A 25,854-nucleotide genomic window follows, 5' to 3' on the forward strand; every position below is an offset into this window, starting at 1 on the left:
TCAATCAAAAAAACCGAAACTCATTTGTCCGCCTAAGTTTGGCGGGCGAAACAAATCGCTACGCAACGCCGGCAGCGAACCGGTTAGTTCCAGCTTTCTGGCAATCAACTTGAAGCGCTGCGCAATCAAATCGGCATAACCGCCGCTGCCACGCTGGCGTTGATGAAATGCCGCATCATAAGCTTTGCCGCCACGGCTATCGCGGACCCGATTCATCACATGCTCGGCTTTTAGCGGGTAGTGTTGTTGCAGCCATTCTGCAAATAGATCCGCCGTTTCCAAGGGCAGGCGCAACAGGATGTATTGCACGCTTTGCGCGCCGGCCTTATGAGTTGCACTGACAATGCTTTCCAGTTCGTAATCGGTCAGCACCGGAATCAGTGGCGCCACCAACACGCCAACCGGAATTCCGGCTGCCCGCAAGCGAGCAACCGCCTCCAAGCGGCGTTGCGGGGCGGCGGCGCGCGGCTCCAGAGCACGCGCCAGCGTTCTGTCCAGCGTGGTAATCGAAAGATAAACCGCAGCCAACCCCTGCCCGGCCATCTGCGCCAGAATATCAATATCGCGTTCGATCAATGCCGACTTAGTGACGATGCTCACCGGATGCAGGGTCTCGGATAACACTTCCAAAATCTGCCGCATGATGCGCTGTTGCCGTTCCAGCGGTTGGTAAGGGTCTGTATTGGTGCCCAAGGCTAGCGGCGCGCAGCGATAACTGCGTTTGGCCAACTCTTCGCGCAACAGGCGCGCGGCCTCAGGCTTGACCAAAATTTTGCTCTCAAAATCCAGACCGGCGGAATAACCCAAGTAAGCATGGGTCGGCCGGGCAAAGCAATAAATGCAGGCATGCTCACAGCCACGATAGGGATTGATCGACCTATCAAACGGGATATCGGGCGAATCGTTATAGGTAATGACCGACTTACTGCTATCCATGATGACGTCGGTCGCCAAGGGCGGCAGCTCGGCATCCAAACTGCCCCAGCCGTCGTCTTCAGCTGCCTTGCTCAGCTTTTCAAAGCGGCCTGCTGCATTACTGATGCTGGCACGGCCTTTGTAGATCAGGGGTTTGGACATGACATGATCGCCGATCAGGGTTAGAACAGTGAAACTTTACGCTACATCGCGGCTAGCCATTATACGCCGCAGCCCGCCGGTTACGACCGTTCGCCAATCAAAAGATTGATTCCACGAACACAGCAAACAAGCGCATTGTCACCGCTCTCCCACCTCATACAAGCTGATAAACCAACACAGCACCAACACTTTCCGTCCGTCTGACATCACTTTCCAAGCACCGCAACCGGTGTTTATTATTTCAAACAAGGACTTGAAAAATGGCGCAAAAATTGATTGCCGAAAGGAATTAAGCATACATTAAACACCAAGTCCCAAGCTGGCGTATCCCGACTTACTACCGCCCGTATTCCCACGGCATATAGCGACTTTCAACTCTACTATTACCGTAATACCCTGGATAACAAAGAACACTTGGCTTTTGTGATGAGCGGTATCACCGATGCAGAGAATGTCTTGGTGCGCCTCTACTCGGAATGTGTTACAGGTTATCCATTACAAATCAATATGATAATGATTTTTCAGGGTCGACTAATTCAGATAAAGGAGTATTCAGTGGCAACAATTTGAAATCCTGAATATCTCATTTTGGCCGATTGATTGAAGTCGGCAATGGCTGCTTTGTAGCCCTCCGGTTTGGAGAAACTCGACTGGCAAGAGTGGGCCGATTGCGATAAATCAGCAATCTCAACCCTGTTTTACACAGAACGCCCAATTTCCCTGTTGCTTGTTCAACCACATTTTGCACAATACAGACATATTTTCAGCTATCGGCTAAGCTGATGTTTCAAGCTAGAATGCAAATAGCCCTTAAAACTTTTGCAGCAACTCAGATAGTTGTTTTAGGGCTTCGTCGATGGCGAAACGGTCGATTTTTTTAGCAACGTCTTCTAATAAGCACAGATGTTCATGCCCGGCCATCGTTCTGCGTAATTGCTCCAACATCGCTTCGGCGGCGCCCAGATCGTTTTCCAGCAATTGCGACAACTTGGTTAAATCCGCCGCTATATCGGCGTCGGCAAGCGGTGCCACAGCCTGTTCCGGGCCGGAACCTTGGCTGTCCGCCAGTGTTTGCAAAGTCTGAATTTCCGCGATTAATTTACGCAAAAACCCATCCATGCGCTGCAAGTGTTCAGCGGGCGGTATTTGATTTTGCTTAAGCACAATATCGATACCGGCGGCAGCTTCGAATAAATCCACCGCCCCCAGATTGCCACTCACACCTTTCAGGGCATGGCAACGCTCTTCGGCTCGTTTCAGTTCACCGGCATTGATCAAGCCGCGAATCTGCGCGACGACATCCGGATAATGTTCTCGAAAACGATATAACTGCTTGCGGTAAGCCTCCGGACTGCCGCCGATGCGGCGTATACCTTGCACAATATCCAGGCAGGTCAAAGTTTGTAAATCTTTAGGATAATCAGCGAGATCATAAGTCCGCGCCACGTCGTTTCCCCGGTTTTCATCCGCGCTAATCGGAATCCAGGTCGCCAAGGCTTTGAACAACCGGTCGGGATCGATCGGTTTGGTAATGTGATCGTTCATACCCGCCTCCAGGCTTTTTTCAACATCGCGGGCCATGGCATGGGCGGTCATCGCGATGATGGGCATAGAGGCATAGCGTTGATCGCCCGCCGATTGCGCCAAGGCCCGAATCTGGCCGGTGGCCTGCAAACCGTCGAGCACGGGCATTTGAATGTCCATCAATACCGCGTCGTAATGATGTTGCCTAACCATGCTCACCGCTTCCGCGCCGTTAACCGCTTCGTCCACCTGAATATCGTGACTGCGCAATAATTCGCAGGCAAACTCGCGGTTGATTTCATTATCCTCTACCAACAATACTCGGATACCTTGCAGCTGTTTGCTGCCGGTAATGTCCGCACCGCCCAACTGTTTAAATTTATCCACCACACCCAGGACCCGTCCGCGATCCAGCGCGGATAGAATGGCATCCAGTAACGAAGACGGCGATACCGGCTTGATCAAAAAACCGTCGATACCGGCCCGGCCGGCCAAGCGCATCACATCTTCGCTACCATACGCCGTCACCATGATGATCTTGGGTTGCGGCTGCAAGCGGGTGTCGGCGCGAATCAGTCTAATCGCTTCATCGCCGTTCATACCCGGCATTTTCCAGTCCATCAACACTACATCGAAGGGCTGCTCCACCGGCATATCCCGCAAAACACTCAGCGCGGATGCGGCACTTGCAGCACAACTTACCTGCAACTGAAACGGCCGCAGCATATCGCTGATGATTTCCCGGGAAGCATCGTTGTCATCCACCACCAACACTCGCACGTCGGCGAGTAACTGGCCTATGCTCTGTTCCAGCGCTTCTTGATGCAACAAAGTAGCCGTGGCAACGCCCAAACGTGCGGTAAAGCAGAAGGTTGTGCCCTGGCCCGGCTGCGATTGCTCGATCCAAATCCGGCCCCGCATCATTTCCACCAGGGTTTTACTGATGGCCAATCCCAAACCGGTGCCTCCAAAACGCCGACTGGTGCCCTGATCGGCTTGGGTAAACTCTTGAAATAGTTTTTGTTGATCGCCTTTGGACATGCCGATGCCGGTATCTCGCACCGAAATCTGCAAATCGATAGTGTTATCGCCCTTGGCGACACAATGGAAAGCCAGCTCCAATTCGCCGGCCTCGGTAAATTTAAGCGCGTTACCGCACAGATTGGTCAACACCTGGCCGAAACGCAGCGAATCGCCCACCAATACCGGCGGAATTTGCGGATCGTGACGGATCAGAAATTCGATGCCTTTCAGACCGGCTTGGTAACCGATCATATCGGCCAATTGGTCCACCACGCTATCGAAGCGAAATTCGGTTTCTTCCAACAATAATTTACCGGCCTCTATTTTGGAAAAATCCAGAATATCGTTAAGAATCCCCAGCAAGGTACGCGCGGAATTGTGGGCTTTTGACAAATAATTGCGTTGTGATGCCGTCAATTCGGTCTGCAAAGCCAAATGCAACATGCCCAGCACACCATTCATCGGCGTGCGGATCTCGTGCGACATATTCGCCAGGAACTGGCTTTTGGTCTGGGTCGCAGCCTGAGCGGCATCTCTGGCCTCTTTTAACGCCACCTCGGCTTGTTTGCGTAAGGTGACATCTTCGTAGGTGCTGACGAAACCGCCATCGGCTATCGGCCCACCGCTGATCTCTATGACCCGGTTGTCTAGTCTGTGCCGAGTAAAATTGTGCGGCAGAAAATGTCTTATTTCCTCCAGCAACTGCCTGAGTTCGGCATCGGGATTTCGGAAACGCAGCTGCGTATCCGTCAAGTCGAACTGCATAAAATCGGCATGGTCCCTACCCACTTCCAACATACTTTCCGGATAGCCACGCACCTCGCTGAGCTTTTTATTCCAAACCAATAATTTTAAATTGCTGTCGAAGGCAATCAAACCTTGCGACATGCTATCCAACACCGTTGCCAGCATCACGCTGTTATGCGCCAACTTGGCGTTACTTTCCGCCAATTCCCTAGTTCTGGCCGCCACGTGTTCTTCCAGACTTTCGTTGATGCCGGCCAATTGGGTCTCGTTGTCGGCTAGCTGCCGATTCAAAGCCAATAACTCGCTATCGCGGGTTTCGATAGTGCTTATCATGGTGTTGAAGGCTTGAATCAGCGCGCCTAATTCGTCATTGCTCTCTTGCACCGCACGCAGGGTGTAATTCTTTTGACTGTTAATAGTCTCGACCGTCCTTTTCAGCCTTACCAGCGGGCCGGATACCACTTGCTGCAAACTGGAAGCCAGTAATAAGGCAAACAAACCTGACAACAATACGATACCCGTCGCGCCGACTAAAAAGTCTCGCCACAGCGAATCCAACTCAGCCAAACTGGAAGCTATCCACACCCTTCCCAAGGTCCGGCCGCCCAACGCTATCGTTTCGTTGACGGTGCAGTAAGCGTCGTCGAATTGCGGCTGATCCATTGCCAGCGGATCGGGATGTTGCGGCGGACAAGCCAGGCCGTGTTCGTAAAGCGCAAACAACTGATTGGCGCTGTCGTAAATACACGCCGATACCACGCTATCCTTGACGCTTAAGGCGGCCAAAGTCGCATTGGCGACACTGCTGTCGTTAAAGGATAAGGCCACGGTACTGCGGTTGGCGATGATGCGTGCCAGAGAACTCAAATCCCGGCCCATATCCTCTTTCACCCGCATGTGTTCCTGGGCAATAAAACCGGCACCAGCCAACATCAGCGCCAGTACGCTAGTTGCCAACATGATCAGCACCAGTTTGGTTTTAATAGTCAGATCGCGTTTAAATTCAGCCTGGTTTGTCATGGTGTTCCGGATTGAATTAACGGACGATACGGGCGATTTCCATCAGCAACGCGTTGATTTTTAATTGCGCATTGCGTACCGCGTCGGGATTGATTTCCAGTTTAATTTGGCCGTTTTCAGCGTAGAAACCGATGCAGCCGCCTTTGCCGGCAAAACCATCGGCATCGCTAACCGTCAGTATCTGATTACCGCGCACCTGTCGCGTCAAGGCCTGCAATTCCGGCGCATCTTTGTCGATATACAAAATCTGGCAAACCTGCGGGTCGTCTATGCCCGACCATATTTGCAATAAATGCCCCTTGGTATCGCGGCTGGCCAAATCGCTAAGCAAGTTGACGATAGGCTCGGCACCAACAATACAGACATGCAGCGTGTCGTTCATCAACGCCGGCCATTCCACGAACTTGGTGAAATTGAACACATAGTTGGCCTTGGTTTTGGCGTTGAGTGCATCGTCGGCAATTGCTTCCAGGCTGAGACTGCTCAGCAATACCCATAAAAACACAGCCAAGCCCACTAATTTTCCCCGCATTAAAACTCCAGGCGTGCGGTCAATTTCACCGTCATACCCGGCCCGGCCAGCACGGTAAGCGGCGTGCCCAAATTCGGCGAGGCAAAGTCGCTGTTAAACGCCGCATAATTTTTAAAATCGAATAAATTCAATACATCCAGGCGCAGCTTCATCCGGGTATCGTGCGGCGTGTCAAAGCTTTTTATCAGTGCGATATCGACTTGTTTATACCCCCACCACTGCCCCGGAAAAATAAAATCGCTACCTTTGGGCGTAAAGGTATCGAAGCGGCACGCACCACTTGTACAGTTAATGCCGGAGCGGGTGTCAGGCGTAGCCAGTGTCAATTTGGTGGAAAAAATCAAATCCCACGGCAAATCGACGCTGGCGGTAGTCACCAGTTTGTGTTTTCTAACCCCGGCAGTATCCAGCCATCCGGCGGTATGGGTGTTGGGATGCTCAAACAAATAGCTGCTGTTGTCGGTGAAGGACTGCGGTTTGTTTTCTTCGGAATCGGTAAAAGTATAAGCAAACGTCATCCCCCAGCCGCTGTCCTTGCTGTACGGCTTTTCGGCCTTAACAAATACCGAATTGGTCTTGGTCTGTACGCCGTTATCGAACAAAATTAATTGCCCAAAGCCAGGCACGGCCTGAAAAGTGCCGCCGAACCCCGAGCCGGCCCCGTAAAAACTGCCGTCTGTGTTGCGACCACCCAGCAAACCGACCAAGCCATTGTAACTGTGCACATGCGACAAACTGATCTCGGTATGCCAATCGCCGAAACGATTACGCATGCCGATATTGAACTGGTCTGCGTACGGCGTCCGTAGATTATTACGCATCAGATTAATTTCCCGGCTACTACCGGCACTGGCACCGGTCAGCGCCGACAATTGAGCCGGCGTATAATTCAAATACGCGGGGTTCCAGGCAATGCAATCGACACCCGCAGCGCAGTTGTCATTGGGGTCGCCCTGGAAATTGACTGCGTAGCTGGGGTAACTGCCCTTGGTCCGTTCCAGTTGCAGCACATCGTAAATATTGCGGTCATAGGCTTTGGCGTAGCCGCCGAACAGCACATGCCGCTGATCTTCGAAAAGGTCGTATGCCAAACCTAATCTGGGCGCAATATTATTGCTGTCCGCCGCGCGGTTGGTGCCATTGCTAAGATAATTTTCGATGTCGTAACCGGCGTTGGTGTTGTGAATGTTACGCCAGTTGCGTAGCGCGCCGCTAACATCGCCTGGGGTGACGTAATTCAGATAGCCGGGGTTATATTCATAATCCCAGCGCACGCCAAGGTTCACACTCAGATGCCGATTAGGATTCCAATCGTCTTGCAGATACACGCCCAATTGCGTCACGTCCGTGCTGGCCGAACCGTCTCCGATTCCCGCCAATGGCGTTGCCCAGCGCACTTGGTAGGGATTGCCGGCAGGATTGTTTAAATTTAAGCCGAACTGCGGGTTGTACGGGTCGCGTTCCACCGCACCAAGTTCTATTTGTTTAACTTTACCGCCCAGTTTCAGCACATGGCTGCCATGCCAATCCAGGCCGCTGAAGGTTAGATCGTCTTGAAACCCCGGTCCACTCTGGCCCTTGTCCTGATAATTGGTCGCCCCGCCGCTATTCAGCACACTACGGCTAGTCAGATTACCACCGCTCAAACTGCCGTCGAGGCGACTCAGCAGCAAACCGGGGCTTTGGGTGGCCGGTAGTTGCCGCCAATTGGCATCTTCATAAGTAAACCGGGCTTCGTTGACCCAATGTTCGGCGCTGTACTGATATTTAAAATCCAGACGTTTTTCACTGTTACCCTTTGCCAAGGCATACGATTCAGCGTTTTGACCGCCAATCCCCAAGGTTTCGGTTTCGTCACGCAACTTGAAAGAGATTTCGATCAAGTGACTATCGTTAAGCGCCCAATCCAACTTACCGAAAAACAAATCTGCGGTAAACGGCCTGTTCACGCTGCCCAATTGCGCTTGATACGGCGCGGGCAAGCTGGAGCCATCACCGGCGCTGACATTAGCGTAATCGTCGCTAAGTTTACGTTCGTAGGCCATGAAAAAATGCGCAACATCCTTGGCAATAGGGCCGCTTAAGGTGACGCCGAACTGGGCTTGCTCGGTATCGCGCTTGCCGCCGTTGAGTTGCTCGCTAGGCGTGACGCTGCGCAAATCCTGATTGGTATGATCGTAAAACGTTTCGCCGTGAAAGGTATTGCCGCCGGATTTAGTCTGCACCGAAATTGCCGCACCGCCGACTTGATCGTACTCAGCCTTATAGTTCTGGCTGATAACCTTGTATTCGGCGACGGCCGATTCCGGAAACACATTGCCACGACTGGAATCCTGGCCGGCTACCCCGCCCCTGACCACGTAGTTTTTCTGACTGACGCCATCGATAAACAAATTGACGCTATCCGGCCGCTGCCCACCGCTTTGCAAACGGGTACTGCCATTTTGGTCGGTAACCACATTCACGCCGGGTGCCAGATCGGCATAATTTAAAAAATTGCGGTTGACCTGCGGCAGACGTTGCATTTGCTCGGGGGTTAAATACGTCGCTAACTCCGCCGAATTGCCTTCGCTAGCCTGATCGGCAACCCGCTCCTCAGAGCCTAACGCAATGTCCACCACGGCCGTTTGCCCCACTTGCAGCGTCAGCTCTTGACTGTTCTGCTGCCCGTCCGCAGCCAATACCTTAAGTTGGTACCGACCGGGTTTTAATGCCATCAGTACATAAGAGCCGTCCGTTCGGGAAAAGGTACGCGTGGAAAATCCCCGCTCCAGGCTAGTGACGATTATTTGCGCGCCAGCCTGGCTGTCCGCGCTTCCAAGCGTGACTTGACCACGAATCGTCGCGGCACTGATGTCGGCGCGCGCCGGAATACTGAAGCAAATTGTTGCCAACAGAACACCGGCAACACCTAGTAGCCCGCAGAATATGCAGCTAAGTGGTCTTGGCAAGGAAATCGCCGCGTACGAAAAACCCTCAACAAAAACCGACCGCATACTAGAACACCATGACCGATTCAGCATCAGCTATGCCTGAATAAGCCTTAGTCATTGCCCGGTATTGCATGCGGTCGCGGTGCTGGTTTGCCTAAATAAAAGCCTTGGGAAAAGTCGATACCCAAGGCTACAACTTTGGCCTGAATCTCGGCACTACCCACGAACTCGGCGACTGTACGCATGCCCAAACGGCGCGCGGCATCGACGATGACACGCGCAATCACTTCAGAATCGGGATTGTCGATAATATTCATGATGATGGAACCGTCGATTTTTAAGTAATCGATTTTTAAACGCAATAAATGCGCAAAGTTGGAATAGCCGCTGCCGAAATCGTCAATCGCAAAATGACAACCGTAGCCTTTCATTCGCTCAACAAACTCGAGCACCTCCTCGTAGCTTTCGATGCCTTCTGATTCGGTGATCTCCAAGATAATCCGCGACCCAACGCCGGGCCGAGATAAGTGGTCAGCGATGAAACTCACGGTATCCGCATCGATAATATCCTCGACCGTCAGATTGATACTCATCTCCCCCACAGAGTCGGGCAACACTTGCAGCACTTGCTCGATCATAGTCCGCGTCAAGGCGGTATATTGCCGGGTACGTTTCGCGACACCGAGAAAGCTAGGCGGAATGACATTGCCATCTTCGTCTATCATCCGCATTAAGGCTTCGTATTTGACGATTTCGCCGCTACGATTGTCGACGATGGGTTGATAATACGGCACGATGCGGCGGTCGGCCAACGCACTACGAATCTTCTGGCTCCAGTGGATATTGTCCTTATAGTGCGATTTGATCTGCATCTGATCGGCATAAATCAAATAATCCCGATGTTCGATTCTGGCTCGCTCCAAAGCCAGCGCAGCGTGAGTATATGGATTGTCAGTACCGGAACAGATGCCGGCCGTGACCCGGATATTGATCTGGTCTTCACCGCAATCGATCGCTTCTAATTCCAAAAACCTGATAATTCGGTCTATCAGCTGCTCAAAACTGCTGAGATCGCAGCCGTTTTGCGAGAACAGCGCAAACAGATCGCCGCCGATGCGATAGGCTTGGGCATCGGCACCGCCCATTTTTTGCAAACACTCGCCAATTTCCAACAAGACTTTATCGCCGTTGTATAAACCGTAAAAATCGTTAATGGCTTTGAATTGATCGATATTGATCATGCCCAACATCGGTTGCTCGGCGTTCGCTAGATCCTGCATCAATTTCACTCGATTGGGCAAACCGGTTAATGCATCCGTGGTTTGTTCCCGAATCAATTCTTCCTGCCTGATCAGATGGGTCACATTAACGCTGGTCGATATAAATTCTCGAATCGAACTATCCGCGTTCAGGATAGGCACGATGGTGTTGTTGATGTAAATCACCTCCCCGCTTTTGGTCAGATTGCTGTAAGTGCCACGCCAGATTGCGCCGCTTAGAATCGTGTTCCATAACTCCCGATGCAAACCGGGACCCGCATGAGGATCTTTTATCACTCGACTGGTTTTTCCGAGCACTTCCTCGCGCGAGTAGCCATAGGTTTGGACGAAGGCATCGTTTACAAAAGTGATCAAGCCTTGGGGATCGGTTCGGAACACGATATTAGACACATCCGTGGCATGCCGGTATTCATTCAGGCGTTTGACCCGCCCTTCCAAGGCCCGGCGCAAGCGGCTAAGTTCCAAATGCGTTTTGACCCTGGCCCGTACTTCGTCGATATCGAACGGCTTGGTAATAAAATCGGCGGCGCCCATGGAAAAACCGCGAACTTTTTCGATGGACGCATCGACTACCGTCACGAACAGCACGGGTATGCCGGCACTTCTAGAATCGCTCTTAAGCCGCCGGCAAACCTCATAACCATCCATACCGGGCATTTTGACATCCAGCAACACCAAATCCGGTGGCGTCAGGCCTTGCGCCAACTCAACCGCGCGCATGCCATCCGTCGCAACCCTAATGCCGTAATCATCCTTTAGTACTTCGAGTAAACCGTGGATATTTTCGGGAAGATCATCTACCACTAAAATAGTCGGTCGGGAATTGAGCGCTAGGGGTTCGTCTTTGTTCATCGTCAAGGAAAGTAGTTGGGCAAGTGTTGCCAATTCACCCGAACGATTATAGTCTGCCGTAGCGTTTCCGATAGGCCGCCAACTCCAAATGGAGCCTAACCCGCGTCAAAAGCATCTCAGGCATCACAGGCTTAAGTAAATAATCGTCTGCGCCCAATTCCAGTCCTTTGGTGTCGTCACCAATGTCGCCAGCCGCAGTGACAAAAATCACCGGGATCTCAACAGTTGATGGATCACTACGTAAGTGGCCCAGCACTTGATAACCGTCCATTTCCGGCATGTGTATATCCAGCAAAATCAAATCAGGAGCAGGTGTGCGCCGCGCTATTTCCAGGGCCTTTTCACCGGAAGTAGCCGCCATCACCGCATAATCCTGCCGCAAAATATTCAGCAAGGTATGCAGGTTTTCATGCACATCGTCAACAATCAGAATTCTCGGTTTTTCGTTTGAAACACATATATCGTTCATATAAGCCCTACATCTAGCCTGATTGGCGGCGAATAGAGAGTTGGCTGCCTCGAAACAGTCCCCCGTTTAAAATCGTAAACAAACTCTTGCCAAAGTTAGCCCATGATCCACCCAAGAGCAAAGTAAGGCCGTTTACACGCCACAAATAGAACAACATGGACCGCGTAAAACCAATGTCTAACTTTGAAAAATGTGTGCTAAAAATGCAAATTAAGCCCGGAACAGGCCTAGCTGTTTAAGCGGCATTATTCAAGGCTACTAAATATCTTTTAACAGCACGTTGCAGCTGGATACTTCGATAATGGTGTTAAAGGTTTCGAGCGCCTCGCTTAACAGAGGCTCCCAGTTACTATCCGGCAACTGGTTTTGTCCGCATTGTTCAAGCGCGTTGATTACGTAGCTGATGGTCAAGATATGAATATCCACCGCCGGCAAATAAACCTCGTCGCTGTCGTCCGGTTCTTTCAGTTCGGCGAGTAGGTGGCTGCGCACTAATTTCGCCAGCACATCCTGGACAATCGCAATGGGCACAGCCAGTTTTCCGGCAATGTCGGCAGCGCTTAGAGGAGCATGCAATTGGCTAAAGTTTTTGACTATCAGATGCATGATTTGTAAGGCAACCAGCTTTTTAAGCGCAAAACTTAAATTGGCAAAGCGATTGTGGTTTCGATAGGTTTGATAATTTTGGGTAAAAAACGCCATTTCGCAGCCGAATAACACGATCATCCAACAGCTTTGCAGCCAAACTACAAACAAGGGCAGCGCCGCAAAACTGCCGTAAATAGCGTTATAACTCGACGCGCCGATCTGCAGGCTTATATACGCCCATTGCAGCAGTTGATAGCTAAGGCCGGTCACCACCCCGGCTAGGATTCCGGCCCGAAAGTTTATTTTATGGTTAGGCATAAAAATAAACGTAAAGGAAAACAAGACGATCATCAGCAACACCGGCGACAAACTTAGCGCCTTAACCACCAGCCAGGTAGCGAACGCCGGCAATTGAATGACGGTAATAAACCAGGTTATCTGCGTGCTAACCAACACCGTTATACTGCTAGCGGCTATCAACAGTACCGGCGCCAGCAACATCAAGGATAGATAGTCGCTAAATTTGCGACCCAAAGACCGGCTTTTACCGATTTTCCAAATGTAGTTAAACGATGCTTCGATATTGCCAATCAAGCTGATGATCGTCCAAAACAGCACGACAATCCCTATCCCCGCCACCACTTCACCCTTGGTACTTTCCAACAGGTTTTTCGCAAAGCCGATTAATTGCGTTACCAAAGCATCTTGATTCGGCACGCGCTGCAGCAGCTCTTGCTCCAGCATGGTTTCAAAACCAAAGCCCTTGGCAATCCCGAACAACATGGCGATGACGGGCACTATCGACAAGATGCTGTACAAGGTCAAAGCCGAGGCTCGCAGCTGACAAAGATCGAGATCGAAACTTTGCAAGGACAAAATAACGATTTTTAAATATTTGATTATTTTTTCGTGAACATACGGCAGATCTTGCTCGTGCAGCAGCCAAATATCGTCTTGGATAAATTTAAGCAATTTGTGGTACATGGCTGGGCTTGGCGGGTGGCGGTAACTGCGAAAATAGAATCCCTTCTCCGCCGACAGTATAAATTGAAAAAGCGAAGTTTATGGTAATACGCGGTGCACCGCCGATAAAGCTGCGGCGCGACTTGCTATAGGCAGCGAGGCGTAAAACGAGTTATCAGAGCTTAATGAACATCGAACTGTAAGTTTGCCAGCCTGGCATACAGTCCGCTTTGTTTGCGTAAACCTTCGGGCGTACCGGTTTCGACGATGCGCCCTTGATCCAACACCACGATGCGGCTGACCTTATTCACGGTGGCCAAGCGGTGCGCAATTATCAAGGTGGTACGACCTTGCATCGCCGCATTCAAACCCTGCTGTATCCGCACTTCCGACTCCGCATCCAACGCGCTGGTGGCTTCGTCCAGCAACAACAACGGCGCGTTTTTCAAAATGGCCCGGGCGATGGCAATACGTTGGCGCTGACCACCGGATAAGCGCGTACCACGCTCGCCGAGAAAGGTTTGATAGCCATCCGGCAGGCGATCTATGAATTCCGCCACCTGCGCCAATTGCCCGGCCGCGATGACTTCCGCGTCGCTGGCATCGGGTCTGCCGTAACGAATATTCTCCAGCGCGGAAGTCGAGAAAATCACCGCGTCTTGCGGCACGATGGCAATTTTGCCGCGCAGTTCTTGCAAAGATAGATGGCGAATATCCTGACCGTTTAGGCAGATAGCCCCGTGCGTAACATCGTAAAAACGTAATAGCAATTGGAACAGCGTGGTCTTGCCGGCCCCGGACGGACCGATAAAAGCGACGCTCTCCCCTGCCGCGATGCTTAAATCGATACTATCCAGTGCGGCGGTTTGCAAGCGCGACGAATAACTAAAGCTGACTTGCTGAAATTGAATCTCTGCCGTGTTGCTGTCCGCCAAGGACTGAGGTGAAGAGGTATCGACTATTGCCGGTTCGGCATGCAGCAGTTCCAGCAAGCGCCCGGTTGCGCCGGTTGCCCGCATCACGTCGCCCCAGACTTCCGCTATGGTGCTGACCCCGCCGGAAGCCAGGGTTGCATAGAGTACGAAAGACGCCAGTTGTCCGCCGGTCATGATGCCGGCGTTGACCTGGTTGGCGCCTATCCATAACACGAAAATGATGGAGCCCATCACGGCGGTGATGACGATAACCGTTAGTGCGGAACGAAATCGACTGCGACGCACAGCGGTGAGGAAACTGATTTCGGCACGCTCGCTAAAGCGATTCGCTTCGCGGCATTCCTGGGTGTAGGCTTGGACAGTAGGCACCGCGTTAAGAATCTCGCCGGCCAACGCCGAGGCGTCGGCGATCTTGTCCTGCGATTCCCGAGATAATTTTTTTACTTGCCGGCCCATAGCCAGTATCGGCAAGGTCAGCAAGATCATCAGCCCCAAAATCAGCGAGAACAGATACAGGCTGGTCAATGCCAGCATGATCATGCCGCCGACAAATTGAAATAGGCTGCGCAAACCCATTGAAATCGAACTGCCCACCACAGTTTGAATCAGCGTGGTATCGCCGGTCAGACGTGATAACACTTCCCCGGTTTGTAAGGTTTCGAAAAACTGCGGAGACAGGGCCAAAACCCGTTCGTAAACCGCGCTGCGCAAATTCGCCGTCACCCGTTCGCCGACCCAACTCACGGTGTAATAACGTGCAGCTATCGTCAACGCCCACAGGCAGGCCAAACCAAATAGCACCAGAAAGCGCTTGTCCATGCTCAACGAACCCAACAAACCGCCCTGCACGGCCTGTCGCTGACCAAAGCCGAAATCGATTAGATCGCGAAACGCCAATGGCACTAACAAAATCGTCGCGGAACCAAGGCACAACAAACAAAAAGCCAGAAGCATTCTGGCGCGATAGGGACGGATAAACGGCCATAGCGCCTTTAAGGTCGATATTTTGCGGGTGGAATCGGTGTGCTTAGCATTGGAAGCTGGCATCCCAGTACCTCTTTGGGTGGTGCTGTGATTTGGCGCGAATTTCGAACGCCACAAAATAAAAAACCCGCTAAGCCTTGCGGCTAGCGGGTTTTTAAATTTCTTTGGACTACTCTGGAAGAGTAGATGGTACGAGGGTCGGAACCATAACATTCATAAGCACTTGTTTTATTTATCATAAAAATTTAACAGCCTGAGCAAGGACACACACAAGGACACAATTCTAAGTCTTATCCGGTATTTTCCTACCTAAACAGCTCAAATCCAAATATTTCGCTAGTCGTTACTATAGGGTTTATTTAGCCTGGATCAGCCTAAATAAACCCGACCTCACAAATGCTGAAAAACTGCCGATTTCCGCCATTCGGTTTTTCTCCAAATCCAGGTAATTCGCGTCTTTCAGCCAATCGCATCGCACACGGCAAAATTTCTCCAAAAAATTTAATAGATAATTAAATATTTATATATCAAATAGTTACTGTAAATCGACTGGTATTTAGGTCTGCCGTTTCGGTGTATTCAATGGCAGAAAGTGTAAATGATCGGCACTTTGCGAATACTGCACAACGGGTAAAAACGGTCCGCTTTGGTGCCAGAAAACCTTGAAATTCCTGGTTTTCACGCTAATTGTCCGAACTTAAGCGGTTCAAAACGAAATTCGCGTGCAAATTTTTGTGCAAAAACCGCGCAGGCGAGGAGGAGTGAATTTACGGCCGGTCGGCCGTGTTTGCGATCGCGATACCGGTACCGGGGCGCTTACAACTCGATCAGCTCCAGATCGCAGATCGGTGAGTTGTAATTGATCTCCCGCAGGTTACGCAGACGGTTGAACAGGCCGATCAAGTGATGGTGAGTCTGGTTAAATTGGCGCAGCTCGGCGCGATTCGCCTGCCGGGTTTTGGCGTAACGGTAGGCCAAGAACTGATCGCGCGATAACTGGCTCGCTACCGGGTTTTTCAGATCGATAGCGATTGCCAATAGCTCGCGGCGCTGACGTTTGCCGTCGACTAACTGTGCGCCATGCCGGACGAACCATAGTTCGATCAGTTCGGACAGCAAGCGGCCGTCGCCCGACGATCCGGCTGCGGCGCGGTGCTTCTCCAAATAATTGCGCTCGAACACTATGGCGGCATCCTTGGATAGAAAGCCGCGCCGGCGAATACGGGGTATCCCTTTACGTTGGACTTGTACATGCCAAATCCCATTTTCGTCTTGATGAATGGCCATCCTTTCATCCTCATGGTTGTAGGCTGGCGATAAAAAGGCAAGCCGGCTCGATCCGGCTTGCCGATTAGGTTAAGCCGCTTGGCTGATAATCTCCTCGATTCTGCTTTTGGCAAGCGAGGGTTCGGCGAAGATCCGAAAAGCTTCAAATTCGTCGGCAAAAACTGCTTTGCACAACTCTTCACCGATGATCTGATAGGCCAATTGGGCTTGTTCGGTTTTTTCTTGGCCAGTGAACGGATGATGATTCAAGTAATGAGCCGCGACCCCTAGGACAAACACCTTCAAGTGTTGCTCTCTGTCCTCGACACAAGATGCCAAGGCTCGCTGTTTAATCTCGCCGGCAGCAATAGCCAATTGCCGCCAACGCTGATGACCAATATTCCGCGAATGGTCGACCAGCATTTGCAAGGCGCCGTTCTGTAAAACGATCGCCTCGCCGATCGCTTCGCGCTCCAAATTCTTGTCGGCAATCAAGCGCTTCAATGCAATGTAGTCGTCGCTGCTCATATCGCCGTTAGCCATTGCTTGGCCGGCCTGTTTCAGCTTTTGGTTCAAGTCGGACAGCTCCGACTCAATATCATTCTGCCGCTGTTCCAGCTTAACAATATCCCCGCGTTTTTCGGCCTCATTTTGCTGGGCGGCTTCCAGTTCGGTTTTCTTAGCCAGATAATCTTGTTCGGCATTCGATATAGGGTTCATGTCGGGTACTCCAATTTAGTGAATAAATTGCTGCGCGGTATCGGCCGCGCAGCGGGCGGGGTTAAACCAAATGGTCGTGGCTGCCGGTTAATACGCGCAATGCCTCTTGCGACAGGTCCGCCGTTTCTTTGAACAGCTCGATCTGCTGAATATCCGGATTAATATCGCTGAAGACAGCAAGCGTACCTTGCACTGAGTTGAGTTCCTTGCGGATCGCCTCCGCCTCTTCGCTGGACATTTTCTGAGTGAACTTGATCTTTTTCATGGCGCCGGATAGCTTTTGGACGGTCTCACTGAGATATTGCTTTTGTGTGTCGTTTAAATGGTTCATGGTGTTTCCTTTATTTAGCTTGAGAATCGCCGAACAATATCTTGATCGGCGATATGTTTAATCCTGGGTATCAAGCGCCAGGACTGAAAAGCACGCCGAGAAACTCACTGGGAACAGCGTCTCTAAAATCGGTTGGTAAACCACCAAGCGCTATTCGCGTTGCATGATCGACATGCCACCCCCAAAACAACACACCCAACGATATTCTCGAGTCATATGTATCTGCCACCAAATAACCCAGTGGATCTTTGGATTTTTTGTAATACGCTTCCGTATACAACTCGTTTGCGATAGATTCGGCATTAGCAGTGATGAAATCCCGAATCGCATTTGTAACTTTAGGGCTAGGAAATACCATCAATCGACAGCGGTTAAATGTGACGTCTATCCCTTGCACCCTTAGTTGGGTCAAAGGGCTATTAACTGGCCATGGTGTAATTGCCATTTTCTTTCTCCAAAACAGTTAAAAATTGCTGGTCGGCATTTGTGTCGGCCGGCGGTCTCTCCTCAAGCCTTGTCTGACGTGTTTCAAAATTAAACTGGAATATCCTCAACCCAATAATCCGACGACAGAATCATGCAGCCCGTATCAGGAACCTCGCCGAATAGAATGGGGTGCGGATGGCCGGCGGCGGTGAGGTTGACAACACCGTCGGCGATGAAGGATGGTTTGTTTTCCGGGCGCTCTTGTTGGGTTGCGGGGGTGTTTTTCTTTTTGCCGGTGATTAGGCTGGCAACTGCCGACAAGGCCAGCGACAATGCCATTTGCATGACAAACGCGGAAATAGCAATCGCAGTAGCAGCCGACGCACCGAGCGCGGTAGCAATACCGATAATGACCGCAGGAACGTCGCCGCCCGCCGACGGCACTATCCATAACTCTTCATCCGCCCACGGATCGAGCGCATTTTCCCCAGTTACCTGCCGGCAATTATCCTGGTTGTTTATATCCACCAATACCGCCACATAATGCCCAGCATCACATTCCGCTAAAAAGCCATCGCGCTGCACCGAAATTGCGCGCAATGCCTCGGCCGGTGTTTGTACGTCCAGCGTCCAGACCGGTTTGTATTTTTCCAGGTCGCCTAATAATCTGATTGTTTTCATAAGAATCTCCGTGATTAATGGTTTTAAGCAGTTGGCGCCGGTACGCCGGCAAACCGTTGGCCGTTCAGATGTTCGGGAATTGCGCCGGCTGGCGGCTCGCTGTTACCAGCGTTGACCGGTACCGGTAAATCCCACAACAACACGTTGTTCACGCTCTTCATGTTGTCTTCGGCCGCCAGCGCTTGGGTAATCGCCGGCAAGTTGGCAGTAACGAACATGGCCAGCGCTTTTCTGACCTTGTGCCGCGGCCAAACCCGCACCAGGCCTTGGTGTAAATCGGCGTCGAAGCCTTGCCGGCGAAGTTCCGCCAAAGGGTTAAATGCAGTCATGTTCAAATCCTCGTCAGTGGTTGGTTTCCTCCTCAAGCCCTGGCCAGTCCAACGGGATTGCTTAGTCGATCAGTGCGTCACCTCCTCGGCGCGGTGCGCGGTCGCAAAAAACGGGAAGGAACGGCGGAAAATGCCGCCGAAATAAATAAAAAGAAAAAATGCGATTTTTGCCGTCCCAACTGTACCACCACCCCTCAAGCCCACGTCTGGCGTGGCTTTCAGGTGGGGTACAGTTGCCAAAATAGGCGGTACAGTTACTACACCATGTCGGATGCCCAGCTTTTTTCCCGTTGATTTCGGTTTAGTTGGTATCGATATGGTATAGATAGATAAATAATTGCTATACCACTTAACATACTGAAATACAGCGTGTTTTTCTTGGTGGTACAGTTGGTACAGCAAAAACGCCGGTTTGCAGAATTTCACGAGTCCAGCTCCTCGACCGGAATATCCAGCAATAAAGCAAACCGCTGTACCAATTCAGACCGTTCCGGCAGATCGTAATACTTGCCGCCGCCGCGATCGGAACGGCCGTGTACCTGAATACCCAGCTTGGCCATCATCCGCCCGGTTAAATTGGCGGCTGCCGCCTTGGAGACTTTCTCGCCCTCCTCGGAGCTCCATGCCACATACTCGTCGACCAGTTCGGTCGCCCGAATCCTGGGCCGGCCACCGAACGGTTCCGCCTTGGCGATCTGGTGATAGAAAAACTGGTTCACGCCGCTCAGGTTGCCCAGCTTCTCGGCGATCAGCGCGGCGGTTTGTGGGCAGCGGTACGGATCGAAGTAGGCAATGTTGACGATCAGCAGATAGTTCAGCAGTTTGGCCGGGCCGTCGTGGTTGATCCAATGCCACAATCGGCGGAAGTAACCGGGATCCTGAGCAAAGCCGTCTGACGGCTCCAACACCAGATAGCGGCGTTCGCGGATGCCGGCACTCAATACTCTGGAATGATTGCTGGCGAAGATCAGCCGGCAATAATTCGGCAGCGGCTCGATCTCCAAGCCTTTGCGCTCCAGGTTGACCGTAGTTTCGGAAATGATGCCTTTCAGCCGGTCGGCGACGTGCTTGTCGGTCAAATCCACCTCGTCGGCAAAGATCATCAGCCGATTAGCCACCAAGCCGTTGAAGCGGCCGGCGATGGCATAAGCGCCATTGGTCTTGTTGCCGTGCGAACCCAAGATCCGCAGCAAGGGTTCAGCCATGGTGCCCTTGCCGGTGCCTTCGACAGATTTAAGGACCACGGCCACGCTGGGCTTGATGTCCGGCTTTTGAAACAAGTGCGCCATCCAACCCACCAGATAATGAAACGACGGCTCGTGGCCGGCGCAAATCACGTAGCGCAAATGGTCCAGATAGGGTTTAACGTCGCCAGCCTTGGGTTTCACCTGCAAGCCGCGGTAAAAGTTCAGTGCGTCGGCTGGGCATTTTTTCGGATCTGGGAAAAAGCCGGTACCGCCAAGCTTGATATTCTTGCCTGGCCATTCCATCCACGCTTGGCCCGGATTTTTGCGTTTGCCGCGGCCGTGGCCATCGCTCATGCCTATCAACGGCGCATGCATGAACTTTTTCTTGAATTCCGCCGGCGCCTCGAAAGTCAGCACGTTGCCTTGCACCTGGCAATAGCGTTGGCCGATCACCAAGTTTTTGCCGCCGACCAAGGTATGGCAATAGTCGAGGTTCATCCGTTTCAGGATCGCGATGTCGTCCGGGTTCAATTGCGTGCCGTCCGGTAGCGCGGTGAGCATATCCTGGTCTTCTTCGAAGGGGTCGACCGCCGCTGACAAATTGGGCGCCGTTTTAGCCCCATTCGTTGGCGTTTTCGGCACCTGCACCGTACTTTTGTACGGCGCAGGTGGCTCGACAGCCGACAGTGCACCCTGTTCGGCCAGGTTTTCGAACAAGTCTTGCCTCAAGTCGTTGGCGGCATCCATCAGACCGAGCCTCCAGCCGCGATAACGTCGTTCCAGTCGGTGTCGGTTTGCGCCGGGATCAGGTATTTGCCCTTGACCGCCAACGCCGCCTTTTTCGCTGCTATCTGGCCGACACCGCTGGCGTCGTTATCGCCGGCAATGACGATCTCGGCCGACGGATACAAGCGCCTGGCCACCAGTGCGACGGGTTCCAGATTGCCGGCATCGGCCGCGACCAACACGGCCACGCCCAAGGCTTCGTGCAGACTGGCGCCAGTGGCCCAGCCTTCGCAGATTAACAAGCGCTCGGCGCCGGCCGGTTCGCCGATCGGCGAAAAGCAACCTTTCTTGCGGCCACCAGCCATAAAACGCTTTTGGCCGTTGCCTTCGATGAACTGTAAATTCACCAGCTGGCGAGTGTCGTCGTAAAACGGCACGATCAGCGTGCCGCGGCCGGTGCGGATGCCGTAGGGCTTGACCGATTTGCGTTTCAAGTAAGGGTGTTGCCGGGTCTCGAATACCGGCTTGGCGTTCTGCCAGATCCAACGCGCTTTCTCGGCGGTTTCCTGTTGGCGTTGCCAGCGCTCGCGTTGGCGGCGCTTGCGCTCGGCTTCGATTTGCCGACGCATCACCAACGACAACGGCTTGGCGCATGCGTCGCCAAAGCGCCAGGTTGTTTTCAAGCCTTTCGGAAAGTGCTCGAAATAGCCGGCCGAATGGCCGTCCAAATGTAGGATATAGGCGCCGTTCTGGGTGCCGCTCCGGTCGCCTGCCACGTAGACGCGGTGCAACACGCCGTCGGCGATGATCGGTTCGTTGACGGCCATTCCAGCGGCTGCCATGTCGGCCCGGAATTGGTCGATGATTGTTTGGACATCGTTTGTCATTGTCTGCTTCCTTGCCGGTGCGCGGCCGCGGGCGGTCTCCGGGCGGAGAACGGCCACGGCCGGCGCAAAACCGGCAGCTAAAAGTTGCCGGTCGGCTTATGCCGCGTCTGTGTGGTTGCCGCGTTCGTCGGCCGCTTGCACGAAAGCCACCTGCTTTTGATAAAACAGGTCGCTCAGTTCGTCGCAGATGTCTTTCAAGCGCTCCACACTGGGGTCAATCAGATAGCACAGCTCCGACAGCGTAATGTTGTTGTGCTCGTTTTGGCCGTTCAGCAGGCCGGACAGGCAACGCAATTTGCTCAACTCGGTCAGGAAGTCTTCAGCCTGGTCGCACCAATAGCTGAGCCGTTCGGCGGAGTCGGGCGCCATGGCAACGGTGCCGGCCGGTTTGATGCTGGCCAATGGCGATGACATAACAACGGATTTTTTGACGGGTTGCGCGCTCACATTGCACCTCCTGCCATGCCATAAGAACTAACGTCGCTGGTTTCCTGCATGTATTGGCAGACTTCGGCTAATTGTTCGGCTTCGGTTTTCAGGCAAACGATCAGATCGAATTTTGCCGGAATACCCTTGAAGGAGTTTTCGATCAGCAGGTGGAAGATGCCGTTGAGGGAGGATATGGTTTTGCTGAGTTGTACGGCGGCGTGGCCATAGGATTTAATCCGACGCGGCTTTCCGATAAATCGGGTAGACGCGGCTGGATTTCCGGCGCTGTTGTCGATCGTATTGCAGACGTTAATTAAATCCCCTGCCAGGCTTTCCAAGCAGACGAATAGATTGTGAGGCGCCGAATGATCCGTAGCGGAATGCTCGACCAGTCTGTGGAAAATGTCGTTAATTCCGGACAGGGCGGCGTTGAGTTTTACGGATTCATCGCTGTAGCTGATGATTGGGCGGATTTTGCCCGTAGCTGGGGTGCTCATAGCGGTTGTTCCTTTGCTGAAGGTTGATAACCGCCGCACAAAGGTTCCACGCTTTGGGCGGCGACGCGTAACGGGTTGGAACTACCTGGCAAAGGGTCAGGCCGGCCTTTCGGCTGCCCGCTACGCGCCACCAAAATAATTGGGCGCACCGCGGGCGCGACCATTTTCTTGAGGCAATAAAAAACGCCTTGAATCGGCGTCTTGACGCCTTTGCTAACTAACGGGGTTCCACGCCCGACTTCCGTTTTTTTCGAAAGCATGACCAGCATAGCTTTACGATTTGGCGCTGTCAACCGGATCATGCGGCACCGCCAATTTCTTTAATCAGCGCTCGAATATCCTCGACACGCCAAGCCACGGTGTTTGGTCCAAGTTTTACTGGCTTGGGCCAAAGTCCCTGTTTTACGCGATTCAAGAAGGTGGTTCGACCGACAGGGATAAGCGGCGGAATATTTTTGGCCTTACTACCGACTATTTGGGTAATTCTAAGAAAACCGGTTTCCGGAAGTTTGTTGGCTGTTGACATTTTGCACTCCTCTGATGCAGTTGAATTTGGAGTGCATGATGATCGAGAGAAATTTTTTAGTCACCGCAATTGCGGTGGTTTAAAACTGTTGCGGTGCTAGTTCCCAACATCTTTCAAGCGACGTTTTGCTTCTGCAAATCTGCTTTGCAATGTTCTTTTTGATACTCCCTCGTAATCTCCATACTTGTGGTCTAGGTATTCGATCAGTTTTGCCTCACTTTCAAAACCCTGATGCTTGGCTATACCAGGACTTTTCCCGGATATAAACTCCAACAACGCGCCGATGGTTAAAAGATAAGAATTCTCCAGTCTCGGATCGATTTTGCTTGTAGATGTTGATTCAATAATCTTTAAGTCAAAATCTAATGGAACAAATTCTTTTCGCAGCCTCTTTTCCCTTTGAATAAGAAATACGTAATTGTCAATTTGGTCTATTGGAATTTTGGCTTCTTTAGATAGTTTTTCGAATGCGCTTAATTCGTGATAGCACGGGAGTAACTTTTTTATAGATTTTTTTGTAATTTCAAAGTTTTGAGTTATAGCGAGGTTTTTTTCATCTTCATCGGTAAGTTTGAACGTTCCCTTAATATCAGGACAATATCGATATTCGATAAGAATACCGGGGTCAGCGTCTAGTGCTTTTGAAACGTATGTCGCAGCCCTTAGGCCTTGGTCAGTTTGAATAAACCAATCTCCATGCCCTTGAAAATAAACCAAGACCATTTTCACTCCGTCAAAGTGTAAGCCGTCAGAAAGGAAAACCGGAAACGAGCTGACGAAACCCGCTTTTCGCCCCGTCGGGCTATCCGGTTGATTCGATTATAACGATGACGCTCCGAAAGCCGCCAATTATTGATCCAGAAACAACCGCGTGAAATCAGCATCCATATTAGCCGGCCGGTCGCCGAATTGCCGCCAATATTCGCAAAGACCTTTGATGGATTTTAGGTCGATGTGGCCGCAGTCGAGCATGATTTTCAACAGTTCCAAGGTGGGCATGACGTTGACCTCGAATACCTTGGCTAAGGTGGTCATATCTTGATCGTCGGTTACAACCGGCACTTTTAATTCCAGCGCGTAAGCGATATACAACGCATCAACGCGAGACGGGCCTTGCAAGTCGGTTTGCACGTAATCCCAAACATATTCGAATGTCCGTTGAATAGCTTGCTGTTGCTTTCTTCCAAGCGTTGGAAAATATTTGCGATTGTCGGCGAATTCGGCTTCGTTCACCCAATAAAAGGTGTGTTGTAGCCTTGGGTTTTCCAGCTCTTTATTGAGTTCCGGCAGGATGTAAAGGCAAAATTGCTTTTCGCCAAAAGGCACGAACAGTAGCGGGCGGATGGTTTGTGCCAGCCTGAGATAAGCGTTGGTGTCGACAAGTATTTTCGACTGAGCCATCAGGTCAACTCGGCGTGGAGACTCCGTGCATCGAGCAATGTCATATCCAATACCGTTTGAACGTATCCAGGGCTCTTATCTTGTTGCTTTAGGTAGCGGCGTAGCAGATCGAAAAATGGCGTGTCGAAGACGTGTTCCAGGGTGGCAAGATAATCTTTGGCACTGGGTTTACCGTTTTCGTCACGACCGGCGCTTGCCAACAGGCTTTCACTTACGTTGTAGTAACCTTTGTTGAAATTGGTTACAGCGCCATTAAATGCCTGGCCAAGTTCAATCTTAGGTTTGCCGATCTGCTCGGCGTATTGGTTGGCCTGTGCCAGAATGGTGTAAGGCGAGATTATTTGATCCCGTGCCAAGTCCAATACGCGGTTGGCACGGGCGCCAGGAGCGCGGTGGCGCTTGATGTCAGTGTACGCTTGTTCTGCCAGTGCATGCGGGAATAACAAGGCGCCGGCAAAGGCGTCGGCAAAATCCTCCGCGGCATCGCCTTCCAGATTGGGCGACAGGCAGTGGCCGAGTTCGTGTGCCATCCAGAATTTGAAATCGTGGACGTTGGTATCGAGATTTAGATAAACCCAGGTGCTTTGCGAATCCGGCAAGTAAATATGCAGGGCGTTTTCGTGCCGCTGTTTGCTGCCCCACATGACCGGCACGACAACGGCCTGTAGATCGCGAAAGCGGCGAATCAGGTGCTTGAAGTCGACGGTATCGGTTGGTGCCAGGTTGATGTCTTCCCGAACTTTGGCCGCGGCTTTTTGCAAGTAGTCATAATCGACAAGTGGATTTTTCAGTACTGGCGGCATTTCCAGGGTGTCAAACGGCAACAGCGGCGCCAATTGGCGTAAAAAGCGCCCGATTTCCTGTGCTTTTTCGATGTGGTGATCCTTGGTTTTGGTGCCTTTCATTTTGCGAAAGGCTACTTTTGGCGCGTTGGGTTCTTCGATGAACACCAACTCGTTTAAGGCGAGATTGAGCAGTTTGCCGAGCTGGAGTAGTTTGTTTGGGCGCGGAAAGGATTTGTGGCTAAGCCATTGCGATACGGCTTCTCGGGACACGTCCAATTCGGCGGCGACAGCGGCTTGGGTTAAACCGGCATTCTGCATCGCGCGTTCCGCATTGGCTAGATTCAAGGATTTTTGCATGCGCGAAAGTATATGGGCGCGTCAAGTTTTGTCAAGTTAACTAAGCACCGTACTAAAAATATGCAAATAAACTGCCCGCACTGCCAACACAAAGCCCACATCGCCTCGCGCAACAACCTGAACGACGAAAAAACCATTGCCGACCTTTACTGCAACTGCTCCAACCCCGCCTGCGCCGCCCGCTTCGTCATGCAACTGGGCTTCCAACGCTGGATCAACCCACCGGTCACCAACACCCTTGAGCTCGCCGCCAGTTTGATTGGGAAGTTATCGAAGGCTGATAGGGTGGCGTTGTTGAAGGAATTCGGTTAACGGCAACTTTTGTGTCATTCGAAAATTTGAGCTTAAGACAGTTGACATTTCGAAATCAGCCGTTTTA

Annotated in this window: 26 protein-coding genes; 2 read left to right on the forward strand and 24 right to left on the reverse strand. The window is 51.8% G+C overall.

What is annotated here, in order from left to right; translation table 11 throughout:
* Positions 1-1,077: a PA0069 family radical SAM protein gene (locus tag EBA_RS13880; protein WP_192375259.1), complete on the reverse strand. Its 1,077-nt coding sequence runs from the start codon at positions 1,075-1,077 to the stop codon at positions 1-3.
* Between the two features lie 276 nt (positions 1,078-1,353).
* Here EBA_RS13880 and EBA_RS13885 point away from each other — a divergent pair, with 276 nt between their 5' ends.
* Positions 1,354-1,647 carry a hypothetical protein gene (locus tag EBA_RS13885; protein ID WP_192375260.1) on the forward strand — a complete coding sequence of 98 codons (294 nt, stop codon included), beginning with the start codon at positions 1,354-1,356 and terminating at the stop codon, positions 1,645-1,647.
* Positions 1,648-1,887: 240 nt separating this feature from the next.
* Here EBA_RS13885 and EBA_RS13890 read toward each other — a convergent pair whose 3' ends face one another.
* From EBA_RS13890 to EBA_RS14000, 23 genes are all read right to left on the reverse strand, one after another.
* On the reverse strand, positions 1,888-5,391 hold the full coding sequence (locus tag EBA_RS13890) for a response regulator (RefSeq protein ID WP_192375261.1): 3,504 nt from the start codon (positions 5,389-5,391) through the stop codon (positions 1,888-1,890).
* A gap of 16 nt (positions 5,392-5,407) precedes the next feature.
* Positions 5,408-5,923, reverse strand: a complete 516-nt coding sequence (locus tag EBA_RS13895; protein WP_192375262.1) for a YfiR family protein — start codon at positions 5,921-5,923, stop codon at positions 5,408-5,410.
* Positions 5,923-8,817: a TonB-dependent receptor gene (locus tag EBA_RS13900; RefSeq protein WP_192375263.1), complete on the reverse strand. Its 2,895-nt coding sequence runs from the start codon at positions 8,815-8,817 to the stop codon at positions 5,923-5,925. Before EBA_RS13900 ends, EBA_RS13895 begins: the two co-directional genes overlap by 1 nt.
* Positions 8,818-8,966: 149 nt before the next feature.
* On the reverse strand, positions 8,967-10,988 hold the full coding sequence (locus tag EBA_RS13905) for a two-component system response regulator (RefSeq protein ID WP_192375264.1): 2,022 nt from the start codon (positions 10,986-10,988) through the stop codon (positions 8,967-8,969).
* 46 nt (positions 10,989-11,034) lie between these two features.
* Complete coding sequence (locus EBA_RS13910; protein WP_192375265.1) at positions 11,035-11,457, reverse strand: response regulator; 423 nt, start codon at positions 11,455-11,457, stop codon at positions 11,035-11,037.
* 258 nt (positions 11,458-11,715) lie between these two features.
* Positions 11,716-13,029 (reverse strand): YihY/virulence factor BrkB family protein, encoded by a 1,314-nt coding sequence (locus EBA_RS13915; protein WP_192375266.1) that lies wholly within the window; start codon positions 13,027-13,029, stop codon positions 11,716-11,718.
* Between the two features lie 161 nt (positions 13,030-13,190).
* Positions 13,191-14,990, reverse strand: a complete 1,800-nt coding sequence (locus EBA_RS13920) for an ABC transporter transmembrane domain-containing protein (protein WP_192375267.1) — start codon at positions 14,988-14,990, stop codon at positions 13,191-13,193.
* A 753-nt stretch (positions 14,991-15,743) separates the two neighbouring features.
* Entirely contained in the window at positions 15,744-16,214 is a 471-nt protein-coding gene (locus EBA_RS13925; protein WP_192375268.1) for a phage integrase, read from the reverse strand.
* Between the two features lie 69 nt (positions 16,215-16,283).
* Entirely contained in the window at positions 16,284-16,913 is a 630-nt protein-coding gene (locus tag EBA_RS13930) for a hypothetical protein (RefSeq protein WP_192375269.1), read from the reverse strand.
* A gap of 61 nt (positions 16,914-16,974) precedes the next feature.
* Positions 16,975-17,244, reverse strand: a complete 270-nt coding sequence (locus tag EBA_RS13935) for a hypothetical protein (protein ID WP_192375270.1) — start codon at positions 17,242-17,244, stop codon at positions 16,975-16,977.
* Positions 17,245-17,314: 70 nt separating this feature from the next.
* Entirely contained in the window at positions 17,315-17,689 is a 375-nt protein-coding gene (locus EBA_RS13940; RefSeq protein ID WP_192375271.1) for a hypothetical protein, read from the reverse strand.
* Between the two features lie 89 nt (positions 17,690-17,778).
* Positions 17,779-18,351: a tail assembly protein gene (locus tag EBA_RS13945; protein WP_192375272.1), complete on the reverse strand. Its 573-nt coding sequence runs from the start codon at positions 18,349-18,351 to the stop codon at positions 17,779-17,781.
* A 23-nt stretch (positions 18,352-18,374) separates the two neighbouring features.
* The gene (locus EBA_RS13950) at positions 18,375-18,680 is read right to left on the reverse strand and encodes a hypothetical protein (protein ID WP_192375273.1); all 306 of its coding nucleotides are present in this window, start codon (positions 18,678-18,680) and stop codon (positions 18,375-18,377) included.
* Between the two features lie 69 nt (positions 18,681-18,749).
* A complete protein-coding gene (locus EBA_RS13955; RefSeq protein ID WP_192375274.1) occupies positions 18,750-19,106 on the reverse strand; it encodes a hypothetical protein in 357 nt (118 codons plus the stop codon).
* Positions 19,103-20,614, reverse strand: coding sequence for a DUF5906 domain-containing protein (locus EBA_RS13960; protein ID WP_192375275.1), 1,512 nt, complete (start codon positions 20,612-20,614; stop codon positions 19,103-19,105). Before EBA_RS13960 ends, EBA_RS13955 begins: the two co-directional genes overlap by 4 nt.
* Positions 20,614-21,480 (reverse strand): toprim domain-containing protein, encoded by an 867-nt coding sequence (locus tag EBA_RS13965; RefSeq protein WP_192375276.1) that lies wholly within the window; start codon positions 21,478-21,480, stop codon positions 20,614-20,616. Before EBA_RS13965 ends, EBA_RS13960 begins: the two co-directional genes overlap by 1 nt.
* Before the next feature lie 96 nt (positions 21,481-21,576).
* Positions 21,577-21,927, reverse strand: a complete 351-nt coding sequence (locus EBA_RS13970) for a hypothetical protein (protein WP_192375277.1) — start codon at positions 21,925-21,927, stop codon at positions 21,577-21,579.
* Positions 21,924-22,406, reverse strand: coding sequence for a hypothetical protein (locus EBA_RS13975; protein ID WP_192375278.1), 483 nt, complete (start codon positions 22,404-22,406; stop codon positions 21,924-21,926). Before EBA_RS13975 ends, EBA_RS13970 begins: the two co-directional genes overlap by 4 nt.
* A complete protein-coding gene (locus tag EBA_RS13980) occupies positions 22,403-22,666 on the reverse strand; it encodes a hypothetical protein (RefSeq protein ID WP_192375279.1) in 264 nt (87 codons plus the stop codon). The genes EBA_RS13975 and EBA_RS13980 overlap by 4 nt, the downstream gene beginning before the upstream one ends.
* Before the next feature lie 38 nt (positions 22,667-22,704).
* A complete protein-coding gene (locus EBA_RS13985) occupies positions 22,705-22,932 on the reverse strand; it encodes a helix-turn-helix transcriptional regulator (protein WP_192375280.1) in 228 nt (75 codons plus the stop codon).
* A gap of 96 nt (positions 22,933-23,028) precedes the next feature.
* Positions 23,029-23,655 (reverse strand): hypothetical protein, encoded by a 627-nt coding sequence (locus EBA_RS13990; RefSeq protein WP_192375281.1) that lies wholly within the window; start codon positions 23,653-23,655, stop codon positions 23,029-23,031.
* A 126-nt stretch (positions 23,656-23,781) separates the two neighbouring features.
* The gene (locus EBA_RS13995) at positions 23,782-24,333 is read right to left on the reverse strand and encodes a DNA-binding protein (protein WP_192375282.1); all 552 of its coding nucleotides are present in this window, start codon (positions 24,331-24,333) and stop codon (positions 23,782-23,784) included.
* Positions 24,333-25,475, reverse strand: coding sequence for a helix-turn-helix domain-containing protein (locus EBA_RS14000; protein ID WP_192375283.1), 1,143 nt, complete (start codon positions 25,473-25,475; stop codon positions 24,333-24,335). The genes EBA_RS13995 and EBA_RS14000 overlap by 1 nt, the downstream gene beginning before the upstream one ends.
* Positions 25,476-25,535: 60 nt before the next feature.
* Here EBA_RS14000 and EBA_RS14005 point away from each other — a divergent pair, with 60 nt between their 5' ends.
* Positions 25,536-25,787, forward strand: coding sequence for an ogr/Delta-like zinc finger family protein (locus EBA_RS14005; protein WP_192375284.1), 252 nt, complete (start codon positions 25,536-25,538; stop codon positions 25,785-25,787).
* Positions 25,788-25,854: the final 67 nt, after the last annotated feature.

Origin of the sequence: Methylomonas albis (assembly GCF_014850955.1) — a bacterium.
Classification (GTDB): domain Bacteria; phylum Pseudomonadota; class Gammaproteobacteria; order Methylococcales; family Methylomonadaceae; genus Methylomonas; species Methylomonas albis.